Origin of the sequence: Barnesiella sp. CU968 (assembly GCF_905219685.1) — a bacterium.
Lineage (GTDB): Bacteria > Bacteroidota > Bacteroidia > Bacteroidales > Muribaculaceae > Lepagella > Lepagella muris_A.
In genome coordinates, this window is record NZ_CAJMXD010000067.1 from 1 (window position 1) to 10169 (window position 10169).

Sequence of the window (10169 nt, forward strand, 5' to 3'; positions counted from 1 at the left end):
AATCAATATAAGCCCTGTCTCCCAGCAACACCGTAATAATAAAATTTTGCGTTTTCTTTGCAAGAGATGTATTTTCGATAAAACATTCGAGACGGTTTCTTATTTCCCGAGAAAAAGCCATAGCCGACTTATGATGATCAATCACATTTATTTTTCCGTTGTCAAGACTACATATATAAAATACTCCTTTTGACGCCATTATATCTTTATAGCCGGCAAAAAAGGAGTTGGGATTGTCTTTAATATCTTCTATATTAGCCTTGAAGACCACAATATCTCCGGAAATGGCTCTTGAATCAGCATTACCACACTTTACGAGAAGTTTAAGATTATTGAAATTCTGATGAATTCCTTTACCTCCGATAATATCTCTTACTTGAACAGTCAGAACATCACCTGATGTCGTTTCCCTTACATCTTTAACCTCTCCGCATATCGAAACGTCTTTCCTGATATCAGCTCCGGTATCAATATGCTCATACCTGTTCATATCAGCCAGCAACATGCCCCCTCCGACATATGCAATTGTGAGCCACAGATAATGAAACATTCTTAATCGCCATGACGTGACTGCATCCTTTATATAGCAGATATGAAAAATATAAAACAGAAGCGCAAAAATAATCAAAATAAAACCACACAAAGAGGCGTTCGGTGATTCCGTGGAAAAAAATATTCCCGACGCAACCGCAATTGCCGGAACTGCAAGAGTGTTTGAGCCTAAGACTCGTTCCAGATTTCCCATGACAATTCAGCCTGTATATGGAGCATTTCAAGCCCATTCTTCACAATAGCGCCCATCTGTCGGCATCGTTTCATAAACTCAGTCTCGGCAGGATTGTAAACAAGGTCATAGCATATATGCGAAGATGATAAAAGATGATAGGGCAGAGGGGGGGCAGTATCGATATCTGGAAACATTCCCAATGGAGTGGTATTAATTATCAATAGATTCTCCGACAGAATCTTTCCATTAATATCCGCATATGTAATTACACCTTCGCGCATGTGTCTTGACACCATTACAGGCTTTATTCCCAATTCTTTCAGAGCAAATATTACAGCCGCCGAAGCTCCACCTGTGCCAAGCACGAGGGCACTTTTTTCATTTCCGCTCAACAATGGAGAAAGAGAAAGGGAGAAACCCTTCCAATCGGTATTATAACCAATCAGAACCGGTTTCTCCAAGTCTGGGTTTCTGTGAATCTTTACAACATTCACAGCTCCTATTCTCTCCGCATCAACCGAGAGAGCGTCAAGATATTTTATAATATCTTTTTTATACGGAATTGTCACATTAAGTCCTCTGAGATCCGCATTCTTTGTCAGTAAAACATCTAAACTCTGCAAATCCGTTAGGGGAAAAAGACGATAACACTCTCCGATATTCTCTCTTTCAAATTTTTCTGAAAAATATTTTTCAGAAAATGAATGGCATAAAGGATATCCTGTCAATCCGTACATGTCTGGATTAAAAAGATTTACCAGATTACTACACGTTCGGAAACAGGGCGGAACATTTTGTCACCCTCTTTTATCCCAAAAGCCTCAAAGAACGGCTCAAGATTACGCAGGGTAACATTTACCCTGTTTTCACCCAGCGAATGCGGATCAGTCTTCGTACGTGACAAAATTTCCTCATCGCGGATATTATTTGCCCAGACATTGGCATACGCCAGATAAAAACGCTGCGCAGGAGAGAGTCCGTCAATATCGTTAAGCTCCTTTCCTTTCATAGAATCAAGATAGGCGGTAAGAGCTACACGCAGACCACCCTGGTCAGCGATATTCTCGCCAAGTGTGAAACGTCCGTTTGCGTTAACTCCGGGAGCAACTTCAACAGCATCGAACTGAGCGACAAGCCTGTCGGCAAGAGCCGTGAACTTCTCGGTATCCTCAGGCTGCCACCAGTCCGCCATATTCCCATCCTTGTCAAACTGGCGGCCGGAATCGTCAAAGCCGTGCGTCATTTCATGTCCGATTACAACACCTATGGCTCCATAATTCTGCGCATCATCTGCGGTAAGGTCGAAATATGGCACCTGAAGAATGCCGGCAGGGAAACAGATTTCATTGGTTGTGGGATTGTAATATGCATTCACAGTCTGGGGTGTCATATGCCATTCATCCTTGTCAACAGGTTTGCCAAGCTTCTGATAATTATCCTGAGAATACCATTTGGAAGCTTCACTTACATTCTCCAGATAACTCTTTGAAGGATCGATCTGTATTCCGGAATAGTCCTTCCATTTGTCAGGATAACCTATCTTTACGGTAAATGTGGCAAGCTTCTCTCTTGCCTTTGCCTTGGTTGTCTCCGACATCCAGCTTAGATTGTCTATATGCTTGCCGAGTGCCTTGCGCAGGTTCTCAACAAGCTGTTTCATATATGTCTTGTTTTCCTCAGGAAAATATTTTGCCACATATAATTCGCCTACAGCTTCGCCGAACATAGAGTTTGGAATTGTCATTACACGCTTCCAGCGGGGCTCCATCTGTTCTATGCCGGACATTGTGCGGTCAAACATCTCAAAATTCGCTTCCTGAAAATCATCGCTTAGAAGATTTGACGAGGATGTGACGAGATCCACTGTCATCAGGTCCTTTATCTGTTGTTGGTTCAGTTTGGGAAGATATTCGTTTATAAATTCCATATATTTTACTGAAGAGACATTTGCCTTATCCACTTCTGGAAGTCCAAGCGCGGAAAAATAGGCTTTCCAGTCGATATTCGGATAAGATTTTAAAATCTCGTCCATAGTCATCATATTATAACGGAGTTGAGGATTCCGCCGCTCTTCGCGTGTCTTCTTGTTTCTTGCTATCTCTGTCTCAATTGAGATAACATTATCCCACACGCGCTGCTGCTCCTTCTTATCGTATCCGATAAGCTCCATCATACGCTTGATGTATCTCTCATATGCCGCCATTATCTTTCCATTTGTTTCATTCTGCTCAAGATAATAGTCTCTGTCGCCCAATCCCAGACCGGGTTCGCCGATATGCATGATGTTCATGTCAGCATTTTTTGCATCAGCTCCCACACCGGTTCCAAAAAAACTTCCACCAAGTCCGTTATGAAGCCAGGCAAGTGTAGAGGTGAATTCTTCCGGTTTCATGGAGTTTATTTTATCAAGCATAGGCATCAGCGGTGCGGCACCTTCTCGGTTTAATCTTGCACTGTTCATGCCAAGGGCATAGAGATCACTGACTTTCTGGGCATTTGTACCTTTGATTTTAGACTGAGGATTATCCGATAGATTAAGGATCAGCTCCTTCAATTGATTTCTTGCATTTTCCCGCAGCTGGTCAAATGTTCCAAAACGGGAAAACTCAGCTCCCAAAGGATTATTCTTTTTCCACCCGCCGCAGGCATACATATAAAAATCCTGTTTCGGATCAACATCGGAATCAAGATTGGCTTTTTCAATGCCGTGTTTCGATGGCACTGCCGCAAACGAAAGCAAAGGAGCTCCCGCCATGGCACACATTAAAAATTTTCTAATATTCATATTGTAATCGTATATATATTCCATGATTATTCATATTTTTTTCTTATTTCTTCAAGATCCATCTGTGCAAGTTCCCAGACAGACATGGCATTCTCAATCTCTTTCCCGGCTTTTGTATATGCATCAAGAGTTTCAGCAGAAGCGTCTCCGGCTGCAATTCTATCTTCAAGTTCTTTCTGACATATTTCCAAAGCGGCTATGTCATCCTCAGCTTTCTTTACGGCTTTCTCAGCTTTTGAAAGCATGCGTGCTCGCTCTTTCTGTTCAGCGTAACTGAGTTTACGGTCTTGGCTGCTTTCTTTTTGCGACTGGCTTCCCTCAGTCTGCTTGTCATGGCTGGCGGCTGTAGACTCGACCTTTTTGACTTTCTCTGCAGATGACTTCGAAAGCTCAAGTTCAGACAGGTGCTCGATGTTTTTCTTTTTAAGGAAATCATAAATTCCTCCGAGATTCTCCCGGACACGACCTCCTCCGAATTCATAGACTTTCTCTACAAGACCATCAAGAAAATAACGGTCGTGACTTACAATAATAACCGTTCCGTCAAAATCCCGTATAGCCTCCTTAAGAATATCTTTTGTCTTCATGTCGAGATGATTGGTAGGCTCATCAAGTATAAGGAGATTAACAGGTTCAAGCAAAAGCTTGATCATGGCAAGACGAGTTTTCTCACCTCCCGAGAGCACTTTGACTTTCTTGTCAATATCCTCTCCGCCGAACATGAAGGCTCCGAGAATATCCCTGATTTTTGTGCGTATGTCTCCTATTGCCACATTATCTATGGTCTCGAACACAGTAAGATTCTCATCCAGAAGTTGTGCCTGATTCTGGGCAAAATATCCTATTTTGACGTTATGTCCGATTTTAAGAGTTCCGGTAAATGATATTTCACCCATTATACATTTTACAAGCGTGGATTTACCTTCACCGTTTTTACCTACAAATGCGACTTTCTCGCCACGCCTCACAGTAAATTCCGCATGGTCAAAGACCTGATGCTCGCCATAAGCCTTACCGACATCTTCAAGTATAAGAGGATAATCACCGGAACGGAATGCTGGCGGGAATTTCAGTCTCAGATGGGAATTGTCGATTTCATCGACTTCGATAGGAACTATCTTTTCAAGCTGCTTTATTCTGCTTTGCACCTGAACAGCTTTTGTAGCCTTGTAACGGAAACGTTCTATGAAATCCTTTATATCAGCTATCTGTTTCTGCTGGTTCTCATATGCACGCAATTGCTGCTCAACTCTCTCTTTGCGAAGTTCCACAAACTTAGTGTAACTTACTTTATAGTCGTATGCCTTGCCACATGAGATCTCGATTGTCCTTTTGGTGACATTATCCAAAAACGCTCTGTCATGGCTGACAAGAACAACAGCCTTCGCTTTTGTCTGCATGAATTGTTCGAGCCACTGTATGGATTCTATGTCGAGATGGTTTGTCGGCTCGTCAAGAAGCAGTACATCCGGGCGTCTCAAAAGAATTTTAGCCAGCTCGATCCTCATTCTCCATCCTCCGGAGAACTCAGATGTCGGTCTGCTGAAATCATCCTTGACAAATCCGAGACCGGTAAGCGTTTTCTCTATCTCGGCATCCATATTGTCTGCACCTTCTATGGCGACACGCTCATTAAGAAATTCAAGACGTATGAGAAGTTTGCCGTAGTCTTCTGATTCATAATCGTTTCTTTCAAGAAGCTGGCGGTTGATGTCTTCAATCTCTCTTCTAATATCAATAAGGTCAGAAAATGCTTTCTTTGTCTCATCCATAAGGGTGGTGGAATCAGAAAGCTTCATCTGCTGCGGAAGATATCCGATCGTTATCTCATTCGGCTTGGATACGTTGCCGGATGAAGGCGTCTGCAGACCGGCAAGAATCTTGAGAAGTGTGGATTTGCCCGCACCGTTTTTACCTACCAACGCAATTTTGTCGGTCTTGTTGATTACAAAACTAATATCCGTGAAAAGGGGACGTGCTGAGAATTCAACACTGAGATTATTTATTGATATCATCGCTATCTAATGTTGAATTACAAAATTAAACAAAAAAAAGCAGATGACGAAATCACCTGCTTTTAAATTTATCTGGGGTTGAATTACATCATTCCACCCATGCCTCCCATTCCGGGAGCAGCCATCGGAGCTGCGGGAGTCTCTTCTTTCTTGTCTGCAATAACACATTCGGTTGTAAGGAACATTCCTGCAATGCTTGATGCGTTTTCAAGAGCTACACGGGTCACCTTGGCTGGATCAATGACACCGGTAGAGAAGAAATTCTCAAATGTATCAGTGCGGGCGTTATATCCAAAGTCGCCTTCTCCATCCTTTACTTTCTGGAGAATCACAGCACCCTCTACGCCTGCGTTATTCATTATCTGGCGCATAGGTTCTTCAATTGCACGGCGGATAATGGCTATTCCTGTGTTTTCATCATCGTTCGCGCCTTTGAGCTGGTCAAGAGCATTGAGACAACGGATATATGCAACACCACCGCCAGGTACAATACCCTCTGCTATTGCTGCACGTGTGGCTGAAAGGGCATCGTCAACCCTGTCTTTTTTCTCTTTCATCTCTACTTCAGATGGAGCACCTATATAAAGGACTGCAACACCACCGGCAAGTTTTGCAAGACGTTCCTGAAGTTTCTCCTTGTCATAGTTTGATGTGGTAGTCTCGATCTGTGCCTTTATCTGGTTGACGCGTCCGGAAATTGCGTCTTTGGAACCGGCTCCGTTGACAATGATTGTGTTGTCTTTGTTTATGGTGACTTTTTCTGCAGTGCCGAGATCATTGACCCCAGCCTGTGAAAGCTGCATACCCTTGACCTCGCTTATTACAGTACCGCCTGTCAATACGGCGATATCCTCAAGCATTTCTTTTCTTCTGTCTCCAAAGCCGGGAGCTTTGACCGCACATATCTTGAGAGAGCCGCGAAGACGGTTCACAACAAGAGTTGCAAGTGCTTCGTTATCCACATCCTCCGCAATTATAAGAAGAGGACGACCGGATTGCGCCACAGCTTCAAGAATAGGAAGCATGTCTTTAAGATTAGAAATTTTCTTGTCGTAAAGAAGGATATAAGGAGAATCCATCTCGCATTCCATCTTCTCGCTGTTTGTAACAAAATAAGGAGAGATATAACCGCGGTCAAACTGCATTCCCTCAACCACATCGACTGTGGTCTCAGTACCTTTTGCCTCTTCAACCGTTATCACTCCCTCTTTTTTGACTTTCTGCATTGCCTCAGCAATCAGACGACCTATTTCTTCATCGTTGTTTGCAGAAATGCGTGCGACATTCTCAATCTTGCTGATATCGTCATCAACTTCCTGGCTCTGAGCTTTGATGCCTTCCACTACTACCGAAACAGCCTTGTCGATTCCTCGTTTGAGATCCATAGGATTGGCTCCGGCAGCCACATTCTTAAGACCTACATTGACAATCGCTTGAGCAAGAACAGTAGCTGTTGTTGTTCCGTCTCCAGCCTGATCACCAGTCTTGGACGCTACTTCCTTAACAAGCTGTGCACCCATATTCTGGAAAGGATCTTCAAGTTCAATTTCACGCGCTACAGTCACACCGTCCTTTGTAATATGTGGAGCGCCGAACTTCTTCTCTATGATTACGTTGCGTCCTTTCGGACCGAGTGTTACCTTTACAGCGTCTGCAAGAGCATCGACGCCGTTCTTAAGCTCCTCGCGAGCCTTTATGTTGAATTTAATTTCTTTTGCCATGACTGGTTGTTTTATAATTCGTTTATTCAATAACAGCCAGAACATCGTTCTGACGCATCATAAGATATTTGATACCCTCAAATTCGATTTCCGTTCCTGCATATTTGCCATAAAGCACAGTATCACCTGCCTTAAGCTGCATCGGCTCATCTTTTGTGCCATTTCCGACTGCCAGAACTTTTCCTTTGAGAGGTTTTTCTTTTGCGGAATCGGGGATTATGATTCCGCCCATGGTAACTTCTTCAGCGGCTGTGGGTTCAATAAGAACGCGATCCGCCAATGGTCTGATACTCATAATTAATATCTTTATAAAGGTTATTATAATAATATATTCTGTATACCTATGTTACAAATACCGTGCCAAGTGCGTCTATGATCAATTCCACGCACCATATAATATAACGCGACATAAAACAAAAGGGTTCGCCAAAACGAACCCTTTTAAACCTGCCACATACATCTATTTCTGTAATATGTAAGACCTTTCGGGACCGGCAAGACCGTGCAACCGTCCTTTTCTCACCTTGAATTCTTTGCCATAGACCGCATCTTTATATGTGCCGTCCGCAAGAGTTGTCGGCAAATCCACCTCATTTGACAATGTGCCGATATTGACAATAACCGCACCTTTTTTGCCACGGCTTACAACAAGTACCTGTCCGTTATTTGAAATGTCAACTTTCTCTTTCTGACCGGACATTGCTGCGCGGAATTTATTGACCGCGACCACCTCCGGATGCTTGAACTCATCATTACCTCGCGCACCAAGCACGTTGTTTCCCCAGTAATTCTGACGGGTTGATCCTGCCGGGCGGCTGAAGAATAGGGGAGTGCCGTTCTGACGTGCAGTAAGGTATACCCATCCTTGCCTGATCTGGGAATCGGTGAGATGCGCGGATTCATGTGCATTTGCATACGTGTCATGACTTTCCACCCATGTTGTCAGATACTCCGGCGCTCCCTGATGATGATAACTTATCACATCAAGATTCTTTGCAGAATGCTTCTCAAGCATCTCTCTGATGACATGCCCATAACCGGATGCTGTCTGCCCCATATAGTCGGCATATTCAGCCTCAGGCACACCCTTGTCCTGCAACACTTCTCCATACACAAAAAGTGAATCATATGGCATTGAGAGAGCAACACCCTTCACACTCTTTCTCCCCGTGACTACGTCCCAAAAATCATTTTCTTTAACACCTGACGCACTATCCACCGGATCTGAATGAACGCCGATATGCTTCGCAGTGTCATATCTAAATCCTCTCACTCCAAGTCCAAGCAGATCATTTACGAATTCGAGATAATATTTCTGAAAGTCGGGGTTCTCTGTATTTACATCAGGCAATCCTCCCATAGCCCACAATGTACATTGATCACGGTCGCTATAATTATTAATAGGAGTCAGTCCATTGGAATGAAACATTTTTTCACGACCTCCCACAGCCTTGTAGAAATCATCACTCACTGCATCTATATCGAATGCAGTGTGATTTGGAAGCACGTCCACGATAATCTTGACATTGTATTTGGCAGCAGAGTCCATCATCTGAATCATCTGTTCGCGAGTTCCAACTATATTGTTACCCACCTTCCAGTCTGTAGGCTGATAATAATAATACCAATTCCCTTCGGTGACATTGTCATCGAAAATTTTCTTACCGCTTCCTTCCGGTTGATAGCAGTGCTGGACAGGAGATGTCTGCACCATGGTGAAGCCTGAAGCGGCAATATCCTTCATGTTTTTTGCTATTTCAGGAAAATTCCAACTCCAGGCATGAAGGATTGTACCTGTATTTACAGCATCAGGATTGACAGTCATCCTGTCTTTTGACATGCCATAAGAAGTCACGCCCAATAAGGCAAATGTTACTAAGACTGATTTTGAGTACATTAATAATAAGAATTTAAAGTTAAGCTTTAACATGCAGTCAATATAATTGCCTGTANGTTTATTATTGTGATAAGCGAATTTAGCAAAATAATCGCTATAAAACAAATATATGCACACTAATCCTATAATTGTGCTGAATACTAATATTATTTAAATTGTGAGACACAATTATTTAAAATTTTGATTTGTTGCAAAATTAATTTAATTTTGCAAAAGATTTGTATCTTATATAGACAAATCCTAAATCCTATTAGGGCATTAATAACAACAGAACCTGCAGTATCCGGAGCATACACAATCCAGATACGTATATCTTAAATCATGAAAATTAAGAGAATCGTAATATCAGCGCTTATATTGACATGTGGATTTACCGCAGTTCCCCAGACATCAAAGAAAGCGTTATCAGCACATAATAAAATCCACAGCGAACAACTCGCGAACGCAAAATCCCGCATGGACAAGAATGTTATCACAAACATGCTAAGGGAGAATATCGCAAAGAAAGAAGAGCATACCATATCTGAGGAATCTACAAAAATGATTTCTGATCTTCTTAGCGAGGCTCACAGATATATAGGTCGTCCATACGTTCATGGGGCAAAAGGGCCCAAGGCGTTCGACTGTTCCGGATTTACAAGTTACGTATATCGTCAGTTCGGTTATACGATCAGTCCGTCTTCACGCGCACAATATACAGAAGGTACAAATGTGGAACGCAATGATCTTCGCAAGGGAGACCTGGTTTTTTTTACAAGCAGGCGCAGCGGAAAAAATGTAGGTCATGTCGGTATTGTAGTGAGTGCAGACAATGAATCAGGAGATTTCAAATTCATTCATGCGAGTGTGAAAGGAGTCAAAGTTAGTGATTTTGAGGGATATTACCTTGGCAGATATGTTGGTGCACGCCGCATAATCACAGAATAATTGAATTTTTTTTAAAAAAAGTTGCTGAAAAATTTGGTCAATTAAAAATATTGTTGTAATTTTGCAACGTCAAAGAGGGAAAGAGATTCCTAAAGAC

The 10169-nt window shown here is 42.6% G+C and carries 8 protein-coding genes; 1 reads left to right on the forward strand and 7 read right to left on the reverse strand.

Annotated features, from left to right (window positions below; all coding sequences use genetic code 11):
- The 7 genes from JX312_RS04260 to JX312_RS04290 all read right to left on the reverse strand — a co-directional run.
- A partial coding sequence (locus JX312_RS04260; protein ID WP_204457170.1) for a hypothetical protein occupies positions 1-550 on the reverse strand: 550 nt, incomplete at its 3' end.
- Positions 551-720: 170 nt separating this feature from the next.
- Positions 721-1464, reverse strand: a complete 744-nt coding sequence (locus tag JX312_RS04265; protein WP_123406580.1) for a shikimate dehydrogenase — start codon at positions 1462-1464, stop codon at positions 721-723.
- Between the two features lie 17 nt (positions 1465-1481).
- On the reverse strand, positions 1482-3512 hold the full coding sequence (locus JX312_RS04270; protein WP_239653803.1) for a M13 family metallopeptidase: 2031 nt from the start codon (positions 3510-3512) through the stop codon (positions 1482-1484).
- Between the two features lie 26 nt (positions 3513-3538).
- Positions 3539-5527 (reverse strand): ABC-F family ATP-binding cassette domain-containing protein, encoded by a 1989-nt coding sequence (locus JX312_RS04275; protein ID WP_204457171.1) that lies wholly within the window; start codon positions 5525-5527, stop codon positions 3539-3541.
- An 83-nt stretch (positions 5528-5610) separates the two neighbouring features.
- Positions 5611-7248, reverse strand: coding sequence for a chaperonin GroEL (groL, locus tag JX312_RS04280; protein ID WP_123406584.1), 1638 nt, complete (start codon positions 7246-7248; stop codon positions 5611-5613).
- 22 nt (positions 7249-7270) lie between these two features.
- On the reverse strand, positions 7271-7543 hold the full coding sequence (gene groES / locus JX312_RS04285; RefSeq protein ID WP_123406587.1) for a co-chaperone GroES: 273 nt from the start codon (positions 7541-7543) through the stop codon (positions 7271-7273).
- Between the two features lie 165 nt (positions 7544-7708).
- Positions 7709-9088, reverse strand: coding sequence for an alpha-amylase family glycosyl hydrolase (locus JX312_RS04290; protein WP_204457172.1), 1380 nt, complete (start codon positions 9086-9088; stop codon positions 7709-7711).
- 378 nt (positions 9089-9466) lie between these two features.
- On the opposite strand from JX312_RS04290, the gene JX312_RS04295 reads away from it, so the two are divergent.
- The gene (locus JX312_RS04295) at positions 9467-10072 is read left to right on the forward strand and encodes a C40 family peptidase (RefSeq protein ID WP_123406591.1); all 606 of its coding nucleotides are present in this window, start codon (positions 9467-9469) and stop codon (positions 10070-10072) included.
- Positions 10073-10169 lie beyond the last annotated feature (97 nt).